This window comes from Plantactinospora alkalitolerans (genome assembly GCF_015690345.1).
GTDB lineage: Bacteria > Actinomycetota > Actinomycetes > Mycobacteriales > Micromonosporaceae > Plantactinospora > Plantactinospora alkalitolerans.
Genome location: NZ_JADPUN010000216.1, coordinates 1 through 15,539, shown reverse-complemented (window position 1 = coordinate 15,539; position 15,539 = coordinate 1). Strand labels below are relative to the sequence as shown.

The 15,539-nt window shown below is 68.0% G+C and carries 15 protein-coding genes and 2 pseudogenes; 6 read left to right on the top strand and 11 right to left on the bottom strand.

Annotation, left to right across the window (positions count from 1 at the left end; all coding sequences use genetic code 11):
* Nucleotides 1-155: 155 nt before the first annotated feature.
* Entirely contained in the window at nucleotides 156-902 is a 747-nt protein-coding gene (locus I0C86_RS24360) for a phosphotransferase family protein (protein ID WP_196203608.1), read from the top strand.
* A gap of 222 nt (nucleotides 903-1,124) precedes the next feature.
* Here the strand turns inward: I0C86_RS24360 and I0C86_RS24355 are convergent, their stop codons facing one another.
* Together I0C86_RS24355 and I0C86_RS24350 are read right to left on the bottom strand one after the other, a co-directional pair.
* Entirely contained in the window at nucleotides 1,125-1,517 is a 393-nt protein-coding gene (locus I0C86_RS24355; protein ID WP_196203607.1) for a hypothetical protein, read from the bottom strand.
* A 167-nt stretch (nucleotides 1,518-1,684) separates the two neighbouring features.
* A pseudogene (locus I0C86_RS24350) lies at nucleotides 1,685-1,861 on the bottom strand (ATP-binding protein); the annotation flags it as partial.
* A 515-nt stretch (nucleotides 1,862-2,376) separates the two neighbouring features.
* Between I0C86_RS24350 and I0C86_RS45525 the strand changes: the two are divergent.
* Nucleotides 2,377-2,850: pseudogene (locus tag I0C86_RS45525) on the top strand (DUF1877 family protein); the annotation flags it as partial.
* 45 nt (nucleotides 2,851-2,895) lie between these two features.
* On the opposite strand, the gene I0C86_RS24340 reads toward I0C86_RS45525, so the two are convergent.
* The 3 genes from I0C86_RS24340 to I0C86_RS43665 form a co-directional block, all read right to left on the bottom strand.
* On the bottom strand, nucleotides 2,896-3,774 hold the full coding sequence (locus tag I0C86_RS24340) for a macro domain-containing protein (RefSeq protein WP_196203606.1): 879 nt from the start codon (nucleotides 3,772-3,774) through the stop codon (nucleotides 2,896-2,898).
* Nucleotides 3,775-3,928: 154 nt separating this feature from the next.
* Nucleotides 3,929-4,123 carry a hypothetical protein gene (locus I0C86_RS43670; protein ID WP_230394697.1) on the bottom strand — a complete coding sequence of 65 codons (195 nt, stop codon included), beginning with the start codon at nucleotides 4,121-4,123 and terminating at the stop codon, nucleotides 3,929-3,931.
* Between the two features lie 584 nt (nucleotides 4,124-4,707).
* On the bottom strand, nucleotides 4,708-4,884 hold the full coding sequence (locus I0C86_RS43665; protein ID WP_230394696.1) for a hypothetical protein: 177 nt from the start codon (nucleotides 4,882-4,884) through the stop codon (nucleotides 4,708-4,710).
* 285 nt (nucleotides 4,885-5,169) lie between these two features.
* Between I0C86_RS43665 and I0C86_RS24330 the strand changes: the two genes are divergently transcribed.
* Nucleotides 5,170-5,562 (top strand): hypothetical protein, encoded by a 393-nt coding sequence (locus I0C86_RS24330; protein ID WP_196203605.1) that lies wholly within the window; start codon nucleotides 5,170-5,172, stop codon nucleotides 5,560-5,562.
* Nucleotides 5,563-6,156: 594 nt separating this feature from the next.
* Entirely contained in the window at nucleotides 6,157-7,167 is a 1,011-nt protein-coding gene (locus tag I0C86_RS24325) for a serine hydrolase domain-containing protein (protein ID WP_196203604.1), read from the top strand.
* 160 nt (nucleotides 7,168-7,327) lie between these two features.
* Here I0C86_RS24325 and I0C86_RS24320 read toward each other — a convergent pair whose 3' ends face one another.
* A complete protein-coding gene (locus I0C86_RS24320; RefSeq protein ID WP_196203603.1) occupies nucleotides 7,328-7,681 on the bottom strand; it encodes a hypothetical protein in 354 nt (117 codons plus the stop codon).
* Nucleotides 7,682-8,027: 346 nt separating this feature from the next.
* Between I0C86_RS24320 and I0C86_RS24315 the strand changes: the two genes are divergently transcribed.
* Complete coding sequence (locus I0C86_RS24315; RefSeq protein WP_230394695.1) at nucleotides 8,028-8,396, top strand: hypothetical protein; 369 nt, start codon at nucleotides 8,028-8,030, stop codon at nucleotides 8,394-8,396.
* Between the two features lie 85 nt (nucleotides 8,397-8,481).
* On the opposite strand, the gene I0C86_RS24310 is transcribed toward I0C86_RS24315, so the two are convergent.
* The 3 genes from I0C86_RS24310 to I0C86_RS24300 all read right to left on the bottom strand — a co-directional run bounded on the left by I0C86_RS24310 (nucleotide 8,482) and on the right by I0C86_RS24300 (nucleotide 11,146).
* Nucleotides 8,482-8,958, bottom strand: coding sequence for a transposase (locus tag I0C86_RS24310; RefSeq protein ID WP_323373821.1), 477 nt, complete (start codon nucleotides 8,956-8,958; stop codon nucleotides 8,482-8,484).
* 359 nt (nucleotides 8,959-9,317) lie between these two features.
* Entirely contained in the window at nucleotides 9,318-9,674 is a 357-nt protein-coding gene (locus I0C86_RS24305; RefSeq protein ID WP_196203602.1) for a VOC family protein, read from the bottom strand.
* A 356-nt stretch (nucleotides 9,675-10,030) separates the two neighbouring features.
* Nucleotides 10,031-11,146: a ricin-type beta-trefoil lectin domain protein gene (locus I0C86_RS24300; RefSeq protein WP_196203601.1), complete on the bottom strand. Its 1,116-nt coding sequence runs from the start codon at nucleotides 11,144-11,146 to the stop codon at nucleotides 10,031-10,033.
* 398 nt (nucleotides 11,147-11,544) lie between these two features.
* Between I0C86_RS24300 and I0C86_RS24295 the strand changes: the two genes are divergently transcribed.
* Nucleotides 11,545-12,117, top strand: coding sequence for a dihydrofolate reductase family protein (locus tag I0C86_RS24295; protein WP_196203600.1), 573 nt, complete (start codon nucleotides 11,545-11,547; stop codon nucleotides 12,115-12,117).
* Here the strand turns inward: I0C86_RS24295 and I0C86_RS24290 are convergent.
* Nucleotides 12,099-12,809, bottom strand: a complete 711-nt coding sequence (locus tag I0C86_RS24290; RefSeq protein WP_196203599.1) for a helix-turn-helix domain-containing protein — start codon at nucleotides 12,807-12,809, stop codon at nucleotides 12,099-12,101. The genes I0C86_RS24295 and I0C86_RS24290 overlap by 19 nt on opposite strands.
* 36 nt (nucleotides 12,810-12,845) lie before the next feature.
* Nucleotides 12,846-15,539: polymorphic toxin type 4 domain-containing protein (locus tag I0C86_RS24285; RefSeq protein ID WP_230394694.1), on the bottom strand; the 2,694-nt coding region annotated here is incomplete at its 5' end.

The following is a 15,539-nucleotide window of genomic DNA, read 5'->3' as shown; positions in this document are numbered from 1 at the left end:
CAACGTCAGCGCACCGATCAAGACCAGCGGACCGAGGCAGTACTCGACCCGCCAGCTGGCCGGTGGCGTGCACGAGGCCGCTGCGCAGCCGTACGCCGTCAACCGCGCAGCCGTACGCGATAAACCCGGTGCCATCGGTGATCATCCCCGCGACAATGGGCGACGTGGAAGAGGTCGAGGTCGTGGTCGCCCACAACGAGCGCGCGACCCTGCGCGTCGGTGACGTGTTCCTGAAGATCGACGCTGATCAGACCCGCGCCGACGTCGAGGTCGAGGCGATGGCTATGGCGCCGATCCCGACTCCGGAGATCGTGTGGCGCAATCCGCCCGTGCTCGCGCTCGCCGCCCTCCCCGGCACGGCACTCGGCCACCTCGGCGAGCCATCGACCGCGTCGCCCGCGGCGTGGGCCGCGGCGGGTGCCGCCACCCGGACGCTGCACGACGCGCCGCTGCCACCATCGCCCGGTCCGAGCCTCGACGAGCTCGCATCACGCCTCGCCGACGAGTGCGAGTGGCTCGTCGCCAACGACGTCCTTCCCGCTGACGTGGTCACACGCAACCGTCGGCTCGCCGAGACCGCGCTCCGGCCGTGGACACCGGTGTTCATCCACGGCGACCTGCAGGTCGACCACGTCTTCGTCGCCGGTGACGAGGTCACCGGCGTCGTCGACTGGTCCGAGGCGTCCCAGGGCGACGCGCTCTTCGACCTCGCCACCCTCACGCTCGGCCACAAGGAGCACCTTGGCGACGTCGTCGCCGGCTACGGCACCGACGTCGACCGCGACCTCATCCACGCATGGTGGTCGTTGCGATGCCTGACCAACGTTCGCTGGCTGGCCGAGCACGGCTACGGCTCCCCGGACGAGTTCCCCGAGGTCGCTGTGCTGAGATCCCGGCTGTGAGGCCGCACGATCCCGACGGCTACGGGTGCCGTTCTGCCGCATCGAGCGGGCCACCTCCCGAGGCTCGTCTTCCGGACCGACGCGGGTGATGGTCCTCGAAGATCCCGGTCCGCCGGTCGGCGACGTCGGACGCGGGCGCCAGGCCACCAGCTTGGCCCGGCGTCGCACCAGAAGGTCGACTCCTACACCACCAAGCGGACGTGACCCCGTCCAGGCAGGAGATCAGCGCTTTGCGAGGCGGACCAGGAAGACCGTGGCGGCGATGAGAAGTGACGCGACTACCAGGAACGGCCATGGACTCCACGCCTCTATGCATGACGTGTCCGTGTCCGTGGTCTCGCACACCCGCCCAGGCCCCCCACGGTTCAACCAGGCCAGATAGAACGCCGCCACGCTGAGACCACCCGGAACCGCAGCAGCCGACTGGTTCCGCAGAGCCCTGAGCAGTATTCCCGCCACAGCGAGCACACCACTCAAAAACAGTAGTACAGGTCCGATCGTGAGAATCGACGCGAACCCGAGGCCGAGGAGGGCTCCCACGACGGCCCACCAGGCGAACGCCCAGAGTGCTGGGCGAGACCTCGAGTCCGGTGACGAGACGTGCTCAGCCTTCATCGGAATCTCCCGGCTTGTCCGCGGCAGCGAGGTTGAAGACCACTTTTCTACACGTGGGAGGCATCCCATACCTATCGAGGACTGGACACCGGCGGACCGATAGTTGTCAAGAAACCGAGACGGGTTGTGCCTGCTGGACGGGTTGGTTGATCCTGTCCGATTAGTATTCACGGAGGCGTTGCGTGAAGACCCGGCAGGCGAATGGTGAAGAGCGTGCCGCGGTCGGGCTCGCTCTGCACCTCGAGCGTGCCGCCGTGTGCCTGGACCAGTTGGCGGGCGATCGCCAGCCCCAGGCCGCTGCCGCCGGTGGCCCGGCTGCGCGACTGGTCGGCCCGCCAGAACCGCCTTGAGCGCTGCGGTGGCGATTGCCGTCAGGCGGGGGTTGTCGAACGCCAGGATGTCCATGAGATCGATACAGGAGTAGAGATCGGCTTCCGAGGACGATTCCGCCCGGAGCACCGCGACGTAGTGCTGGAAGCCGCCCGCTACCGCCTGCCGGATCTCGTCGACGTCGACCGCGCCGATCTGTTCGTGCACTGGTCCGGTGATCTCGGCGGCAGCGATGAGCGACAGGAGGTCAAGGGCCACGCTGCGACCGGCCGGCGTCATCTCGGGCAGCGTCGCGACCAGGACGGTGGCAACTGGCGTACAGCCCTCGCAGGGGCCGGCCACGGACAGGAGAATATGCTCGATCCACTCGCCGAGCCGGACCGCTTCCTTCCGGTCCGGAGCCGCTACGAGCCCGCGTACGGCATGGGGCACCATCTCGGCGTAGCCCAGGTACGTCTGGATCCGAGACCAGTCGAAGCAGGCGAGCTCATCGTCGATACCCACGCGACGATCTTGCCACTGTAAGCGTATGAACAGCGCCAGATACTTCGTCCGGACTTGCTCATCCACCGCTGACATCGGACCTGGGGTCCGCTCGGAAACCCGACTGCACGGGCGGCCAGGCTGGCGCGATACTCGGTCAGGACCGGTGGCAGAGCCGGGTTTTGCAGCACACGGAGTCGTACGCCGGACTGGCACGGGCGACTCGAAGGTGCGTGGGGGCACTGGTCTCCCATGCCCCACCAGGGTTCGAACAGTGGGCGAACTCCTCGAGGAGACTGAGAAGTCGTGGAGCGATGGCCGGTCGAAGGTCGATACCGGCGCGGCCTGGGACGCCATTTATCGTTGCTTGACCGATGGCGAGCTCGACCCGGACGCCGGCGAGTATCCGCTGTCCAACCTGGTGCTCGGCGGGCGGCAGCTTCACGACGAGCACCACATCGTATACGTCAGCGCACGCGAAGTACCGACCGTCGCTGATGCCCCGAAACATCTGGGCCGAACGTGGCTTCGCGGCCGTTCGACGCGATCTCGGCGAGCACGGAGATCAATTCTCTCGGAGCGCGTCGGGTTCACGTTGCGCCGCGTGGCGGTCGAGCAGGATCGGCACTCCCGTGTGGGCCCACCACGGAAGGTGAACCGCGCCGGCAGACATGCCGTGGCCAGGGTCGAACTCCGGGACATGTATCGCTGCGCTGTTGTCGTGCCACGGGGTGGACTCGCGGCTGGCGAGGGGTTCACCAACGACCTGCTCGATGGCGTCCGTGAGGAGCGTCCGCAGGGTGAGCCAGTGGTCCGGCAACGGTGTGCGGGCGAATCGCGCCCGAAGCTCTCGCCACAGGTAGGAATCGCCGCGCAGCCCGAACTGGATCGGCTCACGCTCGAACAAGGACCCGACCGTACCTGGGCCGACAGGCGGCGGGCACCGAAGCCACAGCGCCGCACGGATCTGCTTGTGCACGGCTTCCTCGACCGCGACGAGCCGCACCTCGTCGACCCGGGTCCTGGCAGCCGCGAGGGTCTCGATCGCCGCCGCGATGGCATCGGCGCCTGGCCAACCGAAGACGCCCGTACTGATAAGCGGGAATGCGACGCTACGCGCGCCGATCTCATCGGCGACCTCCAGCGCGCGCCGGTAACACGACACCAGCAGGGAGCGGTCACGCTGCCCCGCATGGTAGTTCGGGCCGATCGTGTGGATGACCCACCGGGCGGGCAGGTCGCCCGCCGTCGTCCATCCCGCATCGCCAGTAGCGAGGCCGTTCGGAAACCGGACGATGCAGTCATGCAGGACTGCTGGGCCTCCGCTGCGATGGATCGCGCCATCCACACCACCGCCTCCGCGCATAGCCTCGTTGGCCGCGTTGACCACGGCGTCAACGACCTCGGTCGTGATGTCGCCGAGAACGGCGGTGATGACTGGCACGCCATCATTCTGCCCGCAGCACCAACCGCGCCCGAACAGCGCTCCCGCTGCTCGCTCCTGGCGAGTCGGTGCACTCTTCTGCTCTGAAGTGATCCGGGTAAGGGACCCGGTAGTAGCACGCACCCCGACCTCCTGCCGTCGAACACGACCGGACTCACGACCGGACGCTGAGAGTGGTCCGGGTGATCAGCGGACGGTTCCACCGGGCCAGCAACTCGTTCGACAGATCCGCGACCGCGAGCAGGTCCCGATTCCTCGCCCGGACCCCGGCGGCGGACAGACCCCTCGGAACGGCGTCGGCGTCCAGGAGCACCCGCCAATCGTCCAGGTCGAGTTCCAGGTATTCCAACCCGGTAGCCGCGCGGGCCCGGGGTGAGGTCGATGGCGTACTGGTCGCCACCACCGTTGCCGGCGAACGCGATCCAGCCGGGTGAGCCGACCACGCCCTGCACCAGGGCGCCCGGCCGGGTGATCACAGCTTCCATGGCCGCGAACTCCCACGGGCACGGCCGGGACGCGGCGTCGGCGACGAAGACGCTGTCCGGCCCCAGCAACTCGAAGCCGAGCGCCTCGAACAGGCCGTCGAGGGGATCCTCCCGGCCAGCCCGGACCACGCGGTAGAGCACCTTGAGTTCCTCGGGCAGAGCGACGCCGAGTCGCGTCGGCTGCGGCGATCTCCGCCTCGGTGGCACCCCCGGACCGTCGGCAGCCGCTCGCGGAGGTGCCGCTCCAGCAGTGCCGGATCGGCCGACGGGGACGCCGCAGCCCAGGGTGTCGGCGACGGCAGGCGACGCCAAGGCTCCGCGACCGCGCCCTCGACCAACAGGAGCGACCCCGCGATGACCCCGAGGCCGTCCACGGCAGGACTGGTCTCGATCAGGTACAGCGCAGACCCGTCCAGCACGAAGGAGATGTCCTCCCGGCCGTCCTCGGTCAGGGCACCGAGCACGCGCTCGACAGCCGCGCGCTCGGCCTCCAGTCACGGTGGGGCCCCGGAACGCTCCACCCGCCCGGGCTGACGTGGCCGCTCGCCGGGCCGTCGGCGCCGTTGCCAGCTCGCACCAGCTGGACCAGCAGTTCCCACGTGGTGACGTCGTAGATCGAGGACATCGATCGATTATCAGGCATGCAGCGCCTGCTTCAGATGGGACGAGCCGGAGACCACGGCGAGAAGCCAGGATCACCGGGTGAGCAGACCAAATGCTCGACGTACTCATCTGGCTCCGACCGTGCGCGCCACGACCAGCCGGAGCCGTCACGCCTCGTGAGCAGCCTTCCGCGTCGGTCGACATCCGCAGCCGTAGAGAAGCGGACGTTATTCGTCCGTGGAGGCGATGTCGTCGGCACTTCGTTCCGGCGGGGTCGGGATCCTGGGAAGGGGTAAGGTCCGGCGTCATGGCAGAAGATCAACACGTACTTCGGGTCCGTCCGTACTACTGGGGTGCCATCTACATCAGCGACGCCGATTGCGAGGCCGACGTTGATATCGATTTCCACAACAGCGAGGGCCCAGTGCTCTCAACGGCTTCCCATGTCGCTGTTCTGGTCGTTCATGCCGGCACGGTCGACGAGGGGGGTGACGTCACCCTTGATGTCCGGGTGACGTCCGGGCGGGTTGACGGTTTGCCGTATGAGGTCGCCTTCGAGGTTCCCTCGGGACGGCTCTATATCGGTGATGCCGACGAGAGCGACGAAGTCGCGCTTCAGCCGGGTCGCTGGTTGCTGCAGTTCAACGTGGACAAAGCAGCGGAAGCGCAACACGTCGAGATGGTGGTGTCACCGCTCTAACCAGGCATCGTCGGATTGGACAGCAGGGATCTGCCGCTGCTCGTGCGCGGCCTTTGGCTGAACCCTGCAGTTCACCGCCTGGGACTTCGTTCATGCGCTAGTTGCCGGACCTACGGCGGACCCGTCCTACGCGAGGTTCAGCAGCGTTCGCACCCACGATCCTTCGTATGGCCGTACCGATGTCACTGTTGCGTTGAGGCAAGGAGCGGTCCTACGAGGAGTTGACACCGAAGACGTCATCGGATGGCCTGACTATCCGTGAGGTCGGGCAGGCATACACCGGAGAGACGGATGAGCGGATCTGCCGAGGACAGTGTGCTTTTCGCATCCGCAAATGCCGTCGCTATCGACGTGTGACGGTATGGATTGGAATCTGGCTATTCATGAGCTGAAACTTGCGGCATGAAGAACTCAACCCTGCATCCCAGGGTGATCCGAGCGTGGTGGAGCCCGGCCGGGCACTCACCGTCGGCGTGAGCGGGCCCGTACCGAGCCGGCCAGAAATTCGGTGGCCGGTTGGCGGACGTTCAGCTAAACCAGTGGGTGCACTCATCGTAGGTGCCCGGAGGGGGAATCATGGCCTGGCGGCGGCGCTTGACCGCAATCCTGGACGAGGAGTCGGCGGCCGGCCGGTTCAGCGGAACGGTCCTGGTCACCCGGCGCAACGAAACGCTGTTCACCGGTGCTTACGGCCTGGCCGACCGGGAGCGGAAGACCCCGGTGACCATGGACACCCGATTCCAGATAGGGTCGATCACCAAACTGTTCACCGCCACCTCGATCGTGCGACTGATCCAGGACGGCCGGCTGTCCGCGGCCGACCCGATCGGCCGGCACCTGCCGGACTACCCGAACGCCGAACTGGCCGCCAAGGCCACTGTGCACCACCTGCTCACCCATACCGGCGGCACCGGCGACATCTTCACCTCCGCCCACTGGGACCGCCGCGACGAGATCCGCACCCCGGACCAGTTCATCGCCCTGCTCGGCCGCCGACCCCCGACGTTCGAGCCCGGCAGTATGTATGACTACAGCAACTACGGCTACGTCCTGCTCGGCGCGATCATCGAACGCATCACCGGCCACGGCTACCTGGCCGACTTGGACACCGCCGTGCTGCGTCCGGCCGGCATGACCCGCTCCGGCAACAACCCCGACGAGCCACCGGCCCCGGACCTGGCCATCGGCTATCTCGGCGACGACCTCACCCCGAACACCGACTACCGGTCGCTACTGGGCAACCCGGCTGGCGGCGCCTACGCCACAGCCGGCGACCTGCGCCAGTTCGCGCTGGCGATCCTGCGTCACGACCTACTGGACGCCACACACACCGACCTGCTGACCACCGGCAAGGTGAATGCGGGCTTCAACGGGCGGCAAGCCTACGGGTTCGCCGAGCAGACCGTACACAGCATCCGGTCGATCAGCGGCATTGGCGGGTTCCCCGGCGCGAGCGCCGTGCTGACCATCCACCCTGCATCGGAGCACGTCACGGTGGTGCTGGCCAACCTGGACCCACCGGTCGCCCAGCAGGTCGCCCAGTTCATCGACTTTGCGTTACCGGCCGCCGACCTGCTGCCCGGTGCATCCGCCGCTCAGTCCTGACCGGCCACCGCGCAACGGCCCGGCAGCGCCGACCGCCAGACTGCGCTCATCTGCCGCACTGTGGGTGGCGACCGCGTGCCCGGCCATCACCGCTTGTAGCCGGCCCCGCGCGGGCGTCCCGTCCCGTCGTGTCGAGAGTAGTGCGCCTGCGCAGTTGCGATTAGACCAACCGAGTCAGGGCTATCCTCGCCAGTGTCCTGACGCGATCCCACTCCGCTCGGCTGACCAGAGCCTCAGCATGCCACAGGTGGGCATTGTGCTGGCCGCTCATTGCGTCAAGCTGTTCATCGAGCTGAGCCAACACAGGTCGGGCCTCGTCGTTGAGCCAGCCACGCTCCACAAAAATTGGCAGGAGCCGAATACCTTCATCGAACTCTAGCGCTAGCTCGTCGATCAGTGGAACGTGGTGCTTTGCGAGCTGGCTGGTCCATGCCACCTGCGCATCAGCCTCCAGCGCTAGAACGGCGACACTACGCACGAACGCAGCGGCGAATCTTGGGCTCGGCTCGTTCACAAGAGCATCGTATGGGCATTGCTCCGAGTAGCCACGACACGACGTCCTCATCTGCCGCAGAGCACGCACGTCGCTAGGTTGCCTGGAAGCTACGCAGGGTGACGGCCCGGAAGGCGTGTGGGACACGATCATGCCGAAGAGCGGATACCCGGCACGGCCTCTAAGCTGCGGATTCAGGATGAGCCGATCGCCTCCCCGCATCTTTACCACCGTTCGGCCGATTCCTAGTGAGTTCGGACGACGGCGAGGACGTCAGCCAGCGGAAAGGCCGCTTATTTGATCATTGTGAGCGGGTGTGCTTTCATCGGCAGCTCCTACACCGCAACCCAGGGAGCCGACGATCTTCTTGTTCGAAGGCGAGCGTGCTGGGCTGACGAAGCCGCGGTCCCCGCTAGCCGGCTTCTGGGCGCTGCTGGTGGGCGGTGTCCTGCTTACGATGCTGACGGTGGCGCTCCAGCCGGCCACCGACGTGCGCGGCTGCTCGAACTACGGCGGCAGCGGCAACGGCAGCGCCTTCTCCAACGAGATTTGGGACCTGAATTACCCGCTGCTGCTGCTCGTCTGGCTGCTTGCGGTCGTTGTGGAACAGCTGCTCCCGATTACCTGGGACGGCCGTAAGGCAGGCCCGATCGTCGCCCGTGCCCTCCTCGCCGTCACGCTTGCCCTAACCGCCTCCTGCGGCGCAGGCGTCAAGCTGCTTCTGCTCTGCCATTAGTTACTCCGGCACGCAGCCAGACGGTAACTAACGTCGTCGTAGCACTGAAGGCAGCCGAGGATGGACCGCTACAGACCTTGAATGGCTAGGTTGAGTCGGGTTCGAGGGTAAGGCCGGTGTGGGCGAGGAAGCCGTCGAGCAGATCGGTGCGGTACTGGATTCGCTTGAGCCGGTTCTTGATGACCGCCTGGAGGTGGTCAACGCCGCGGACGGCGAGGTCGCCGATGCTGCGTTTGAGGTGTGACCACACGCCCTCGGTGGGGTTGAGGCCGGGCGCGTAGGCGGGCAGCCGGATGACGTGCAGCCAGTCCCGTGCGGCGATCAGCTCGCGCATAGCGGCGCTGACGTGGGCGTTCAAATTGTCCCAGACCAGCACGATCGGGCCGCTGAGTTGCTGGTGGGCGGCGTCGAGCAGGGCGATGTAGTCGGCTTCGGCGAAGCTGCACCACTCGTTCTTGCGGCCGCGGTGGACGATCGTGCGGTAGATGAGCCGGCTGCGCTGCCCGGGCTTGACGCAGACCAGACCAGCAATCGAGATCCGCCCGGAGCCCCTGCCCGACACCGGGTCACCGGCGTGTGGCCGCGGCGGCCCCAGGTGCGGGCCTTCGGGGGGCGCAGCGTCTGACCCGCCATCCTGGATGGATACTGGCGGTCGTGGTGATCAGGAGTGCCACGGATGCGGCCGCAAGCACCGTGAGAAGCAGCAGCCGGAGCATCGCCGAGGACAGCTCGCGCAGTGAGCACGATGGCATTAGGAATGTCCAACGTGCTGGGCCCGTCGTGGGTTACTGTGCCGATCCGGTGCTCGTATCCTGCGAGGGCATGAACCCGTAGGCGAGACGCTCCGTGATCGACGTTCCGTGTCGGTCGACGTGCGGGACTACCGATGAGTGCGAACGCTATGCCGAGCTCCCGTCCGGATCATTCCAGACATAGGCAGAATGGGTGACCCGCAGGGTCCAGGAAGACCCTGTAGGCCGTACCTGGCTGGTCCGGATGTCTGGTCGCACCGAGATCGACCACTGCCGCCTCGGCTGCGTCGAGGTTGTCAACGACCATGTCGAGGTGCATCTGCTTGGGCCGCTCCTGGGTCGGCCACGTCGGCGGCGTGTAATCAGCCACCCGATGGAAGATGATGCACTGGCCGTCCTGAGAGCAAACCGAAGCCCGGTCCACGAAGACGTCGATCTTCCAATCCAGCATCGCGCCGTAGAACCTTGCGAGCGCACCAGGATCTGGACAGTCGATAGCGATGACGGGCAAGCGAGCGATGGCCATGCCTGTCAGGCTAACGGCGATTGCGGTTGGCGCACGCTTCGATTCCGCAGCGACGTGCCCTGCGCTGCTGCCTGTCGTACGTCCGGTCGGGCCGCAGACAACACGCGGACCGGCACACCGGTAGCCGTGCGATAGGCACGGTGTCAACGACAATCGGTGAACGAAGGCAGCGAGAGTCAACTCGTGGCGGGGCCGGTTACGGCTGTCCTCTGCGGAGAGCGTCTCATCTGGCAGGGCCATCCGAGACAATCAGCGACAGAGCCCGTCATCCGGTGCTGGCTCCGGGGCGTCGCCGACGGCACGTCAAGACGCATCGCGGCAGGTTCGCGGGCCGATCGGCCAGGCCCCGGGTACGGCTAGCGGCGGCTCCACTGCTGGTTGGTCTGGCCGGTGCAGGTCCAGAGGACGATCTTCGTGCCGTTGCCGGCGCCCTGGTTGTCGGCGTCCAGGCAGAGGCCGGACCCCACGCCGGTGATGGTGCCGCTGGCGTTGACGTTCCACTGCTGGTTCGTCCCGCCATGGCAGTCGTAGATGGTGACCCGGGTGCCCGGGGACGTGCCGTAGCCCGCGGCGTCGAGGCACTTGTTGCCGTAGACGTTCAGCTGTCGGCCCGAGGTGTACGTCCACCGCTGGTTGGTGCCACCGTGGCAGTCCCACAGCTGCACCTGGGTGCCGTTGGTGGTGCTGGAGCCGGGGACATCGACGCACCGACCGGACGGGCCACCGACGATCGCGGTGGCGGTGGTCGGGGTGCCGCTCCCGGGGGTACCGATGCTGCCGGACACCGATTGGAGCGCGCTGTACCAGACCGCCGCCATCTTGTCGTAGCCGCCGGCGGTCGGGTGGATGCCGTCGATCAGGTCCGCGGTGGTCAGGGCGCTCTGCATGTTGACCAGGTGGACCCGCTTGCCGGCGTCCCTCTTGCTCTGCACGATCCCGGGGATCGCGGAGTTGAAGGTACGTGCCGCCGCCGCCTGGTTGCTGTTCGTGAGCGTAATGATCTGCGCGACGAACACCTCGGCGTTGGGGGCGGTGTTGGTGATGCGGTCGATCAGGGTCGAGAGTCGGTTCGGCGCACTGCTGACGTTGTAGTTCTGGAGGATGTCGTTGGTGCCGATGTGCAGCAGGACGCTCTGCGGCCGCTGCGTGTTCAGCCAGCCGACGACGTTCGCGTCGATCTGGTCGATGCGCCAGCCGGGATGGCCCTGGTGGTCGTGGTCGCCGAGGCTGGACGGCCCGTTGAACTGCGATCCGACGAAGTCCACGGTATATCTGCCGTTGACCAGGCGCTGCCAGAGCCCGATGCGGTACCCGCCCGGTACCTGGGTGCCCTCGGTGATGGAGTCGCCGAGCGGCATCACCCGTACCCCGCCGTTGGACTCGGCGCTGGCCGCATCGGGCCGCACCCCCACACCCGCGGCGACCATACCCAGCGCGGCGATCGCCGCGAACCATCTCGCCCGTGCTCGCATCGGCTACTCCCAGAGATTCGCGTGGCGGCGGTCACCGCGTCAGGATCACGAGGTCGCGTCGCACAGCAGAATGTTAGCGCTAACAACGACCACGATGTATTCTTGCCGCTGCATGGAATGCCAGTCAACCCCGAGCCCGCCCCGGCCGAAGAAGCGACGGTGAACGACGGTCGAGGGTCCGCGACGAGAGCCTCCTCACCGGGGTCGCGCTGATTGCCTCATCACCATGCCCGCGCCGGTCCTGTCGTCGGCACTGCCGTCGGTTCCGTACAAGACCGCCATGCCGATCGCTTCCTAGCATGATCGTCGGTTCGTCGTCAGAACGCGTCCACGTGGCGCCGGGACCGGTTGCCGATCCCCTGGCGATCTCATCGCTTCGATCTCAGGAGAAACAGCACATGCGTGAACTGGTCTACACCGGCTTCTGTTCCCTCGACGGCGTCGTGGACTCCCCAGGTGACCCGGCCGAGGGGCACCGAGGCGGTGGCTGGGTCAGCGACGTCGAATTCGTGCCCGAGGCCTTCTCGCTCAAGGGTGAGGAACTCGAGGATACGACCGCGTTGATGTTCGGCCGCCGGAGCTACGAGTTGTTCGCGCCGGTCTGGCGCGAGTCGGACGACCACGCCGCCTACCAGGAACTGCCCAAGTACGTCGTCTCGAGCACGCTGTCCGGCGACGCCCTCGTCGAGGGATGGGGACCGACGACCATCCTCCGCTCGACCGGGGACGTCGCCGAACTCAAGAAGAGCGCGGGTGGCGCGATCTTCATCCATGGCAGTGCGGAGCTGGCCCGGCGCCTGTCGGACGCGCGCCTGATCGACCGGTACAACCTTCTCGTCTTCCCTGTGCTGCTCGGCGCCGGCAAGACGCTGTTCAGCAACGCGGACAAGGACAAGCAGCGACTGACCCTCCGGGAGTCGACCGCTTACCCGAACGGTGTTCTGAAACTGATCTACGACGTCGTCGACTGAGTCAGGTCCAGGGCGAGCGCACCGCCCGTGCCCTCGTGGAGTTGTCGAACCGTACGCCCGACGTACCGGCGCAGCGCACGGGCCAGATGCGGCTCGTCGAAATACCCGAGATCGGAGAGGACATCGGCGACGGGGACGCCGGCGGTCAGGAGCATCGACGCCCTGCGTACGCGTTCGATCTGCCGTACAGCGCCTTGGGTGAGCCCGGTCGCCGCCCGGAACCGGCGTTCGACGGTGCGTTCCGACACCTCCGGACGGTGGCCGCGGCGGACCTCGGTGACGAGCGGGTCACGGACCACGGTTCCGGCCCGGACAAGCCGGTCGACCAGGGCCTCGGCGTCGTCGGGGCCGGGGGTCTCCCAGCGGGCGCCGTCCAGCCGAAAGGTCCTGCGCGTGGCGTCGGGAAGTTCGACGCCGCCGTCGACCAGGGCCGCCGTCGGCACGACCCGCAGCGACGTGCCCACGGCGAACTCGATACCGACGAAGGTCGCGTCCTGCGGCACCGGCGCGGTGCCGGTCCTGGTCTCGGGGCCGGAAATGCTCGCGTACGCCCTGCCCTCGTGCTGCCAGAACACCAGACCCCAGCACACCCACGCGACAGAGGTCATCTCCGCGACCTTCTCGCTCCTACAGGTCCAGACGGTATCGATCCAGGGCGAGTCGGAGGCGCGCGACTCGAACCGCAGCATCACGGGGAAAGGATACGCGGTGCATCGCTCTCGCCCTGTTCACGGCCGTGAACGACGGAGTGGGACGTCTGACACGGCCAGGTCGTGGACGCGACCGCTCGGCGGCGGGTCAACCGAGAGAGTGACCTGCTTCGCGTCGACGGGGTTTCCGGTCCTGTCGACAACCGTGAATCGATACGTCACCTGCGCAAGCAGGGCGTCTCCGCCGCGAACCTCCGAGCCGTGGCTGGTCGCGGTGGCGGTCAGCCGCAACGCACCGCCGTGTACGCGCGCCTCGTTGGCCAGGTCGCGGACGAACGCCTCGACACCCTTGCTCTGCCAGATCTGGTTCACATCCCTCGGGGCGAGCATGATTCCCGCCGCGGCCTCGTCGCCGAAGCCCGGTCCCCACAGGTGCGCCGCTTCGTAGTTCGGAACGTTGAGCTCGGCACGGAGATCCCGCCAGTGTGACTCCCGGTTGTAGTTCGGCGCGTTGAGGGCACGGTCCTTGATACCTTCGAGGACCTTGCCCTCGATGACCACGGTGCGGGCGCCGAAGTGGTCCACCGCCGTGCTGATCTTCTCGATGCCGCCGGTGGTCGTGGCCCTGGTGTCCAGGGGTGGGGTGTTCAGTTTCAGGTCGGGGGCTCGGCCGGGGCTCTGGCCGGTCGGTGCGGTGCGGTCGGCGGGTGCGGCGGTCGACGGACGGGTGGTGGGTGTCCGGTCGACGGGCGTTCGGGTGGCGGCGCAGCCGGTATCCCCGCTGAGCCTGACGCCGCCGTCCCGGGCGGTGCTCCGGCCCGGTTGCGGTGCTTCGGCCGGGATGTCGGTGGCCGGAGGCTTCGTGTCCACGGCCGGCGACTGCGGCCGGACGACGGCCGCCCGCTCCTGGTTCGGCAGGTTGGTCGACGTGTGCAGGTCACGCTGGGCGGCAATGTGCGGTACGGCGGCGCTCACCATGTCGACCACGAGGTTCGAGGCCTGGCCGATCTTCGCGGCCGTCTCGGGGGACGCGCCGGCGGCCCGGGCGACGCCCACCGCGATCGGCGCTTCCACGGTGGCGTGGATCTGTTTCGTGCGCTCGTGCTGCACGTACTCGCTTTCGCGCATCGTCTGCCCGTCGCCGGCCAGAACGAGTCGGTCCTCCGCAGCCGGTTTCGGGGATCGACCCGTTTCGCGCAGGTAGCCGCGGAGCGCCTGCATGTCGCTCTGGGACAGCCCGCGGCCGAGCAGCGACTTCTCGTCGTGCCAGGCGCGGTGGGTGAGCTGGTCGAGGTTCTTCTGCGACACGTACCCGTCGGCGTCGAGGCCGAGTGCCCGGTGCAACAGGGCGTCGACCCGCTCCGACGGTGGGCGGAGGCGATCCCACGGCACCTGGCCCACCTTCGCGAAGTCGCGCCACAACTCGGCGCCCTGCTTGCCGCCCAACCGGTCGGCGAGCGCGGGATCCTGGCGGATCGCCTCGCGCAAACCCTGGATCTCCCTGGGAGTGCAGCCCTGCGCGGTCAGGGCGTCCTCCAGTCGCATCACCGGCGAGTTCGCCCGTTCCACGGAATGGAAGCCCGGCGGCGTGAAGCGGTCCGGGGCACCCGCCGTGCTGACATCGGTCCTGCGAGCCGGGGCCGCCGCCGCTTCGTCCGTTGCCGGGAAGATGCCCTGTTTGAGCCCGACGTCGTCGGCCTTGCGGTTGAGACCGGTCCGGAGATCGGTCGTGGCGCGGTCGGCCGCGATATCGGGCTTTCCCGTCTCGCTCAGGGGTTTCAGCCCGGCGTCGCGGAACGTCTGGTCGAGCTTCGCGGCAGCGGACCCGTTCGCCGCCATCACGTCCGTGGGAACAGGGATGGCGAAGTTCACCGCGCCGCTGCCCTGGGCCGCGAGGTAGGCGTTGGCGAAGCGGTCGGTGGACGTACCTGTGCTGGTGCTCGGTGGGGCGGAGCCGGCCGGGATCGTCGACGGTGCAGCGGCCACGCGGTTCACCGGCAGCGACGGTTCGGTGTCGCGCCTGGTGCCGGGCGTTTCCTCGGGACCGTCCGGACCCGCCGCTGCCGGCGACTGTCGACTGGTGGAGTCCGTCGGCGCGTCGCCGCCGACGGACTCCACCGTCTGGAGATCGGTCTGGTCCGGCGTGGCCGCGGGTTCCGCCGTCTGGTCCACCGATCCTTCACCGGCAGCCGGGAGGTCGGGCCGGATGGACTGCGGCGGCTGCTCCGCGACGGAGGCGGGCACGCTCTCGCGCGTCTCCGAGATGTCCTTCGTGGATGGTGCGCCAGCGGTGACCGCCTCGGGACGAAACTCAGCGGCCGGATTCAGTGGCGTCTCGACGCGGCCGGGCTCGGGCACGGCTGTCGGGTGCGCCGCATCCGAACCTCGAGTGACGGCGCCGGGCGTACCGGTGGGTGCCGGGGCATCGCGGGCAGCGTCCCGGGCTGGTTCCCCGACGCTGCCACCGGGTGGAGCTGTGTCGGACTTGTCGGTGGTGGCCGGTGTGTCGCTGGTCTGGATCGAGGTGTCCCCGGAGCCGGCGCGACTGGCCTCTCCGTCGCTCCCGGCGGGGCGTACGTCGCTGCCGGCGGCCGGCTGACCGCCGGTGCCTCCGCCGCCGTCCACGGCCGTCCCGACGCCGTCCGCGGCACCCTTGCCGGGTGCCCCGCCGTCGGCCGGGCCACCGCCGTGCTGGTCGCCGCCGGTACCGGTGTTGTCGCCGCCAGCGCCGGCGGAAGACCCGCTGCCACCGCTGGGCGCCGGGCCCCGGGC

What these genes read in the sequence shown, in the direction of transcription:
- I0C86_RS24360 (WP_196203608.1), top strand. Translation starts at nt 156, where the DNA reads ATGGGCGACGTGGAAGAGGTCGAGGTCGTGGTCGCCCACAACGAGCGC.
- I0C86_RS24355 (WP_196203607.1), bottom strand. Translation starts at nt 1,517, where the DNA reads ATGAAGGCTGAGCACGTCTCGTCACCGGACTCGAGGTCTCGCCCAGCA.
- I0C86_RS43665 (WP_230394696.1), bottom strand. Translation starts at nt 4,884, where the DNA reads ATGTCCTCGATCTACGACGTCACCACGTGGGAACTGCTGGTCCAGCTG.
- I0C86_RS24330 (WP_196203605.1), top strand. Translation starts at nt 5,170, where the DNA reads ATGGCAGAAGATCAACACGTACTTCGGGTCCGTCCGTACTACTGGGGT.
- I0C86_RS24305 (WP_196203602.1), bottom strand. Translation starts at nt 9,674, where the DNA reads ATGGCCATCGCTCGCTTGCCCGTCATCGCTATCGACTGTCCAGATCCT.
- I0C86_RS24300 (WP_196203601.1), bottom strand. Translation starts at nt 11,146, where the DNA reads ATGCGAGCACGGGCGAGATGGTTCGCGGCGATCGCCGCGCTGGGTATG.
- I0C86_RS24295 (WP_196203600.1), top strand. Translation starts at nt 11,545, where the DNA reads ATGCGTGAACTGGTCTACACCGGCTTCTGTTCCCTCGACGGCGTCGTG.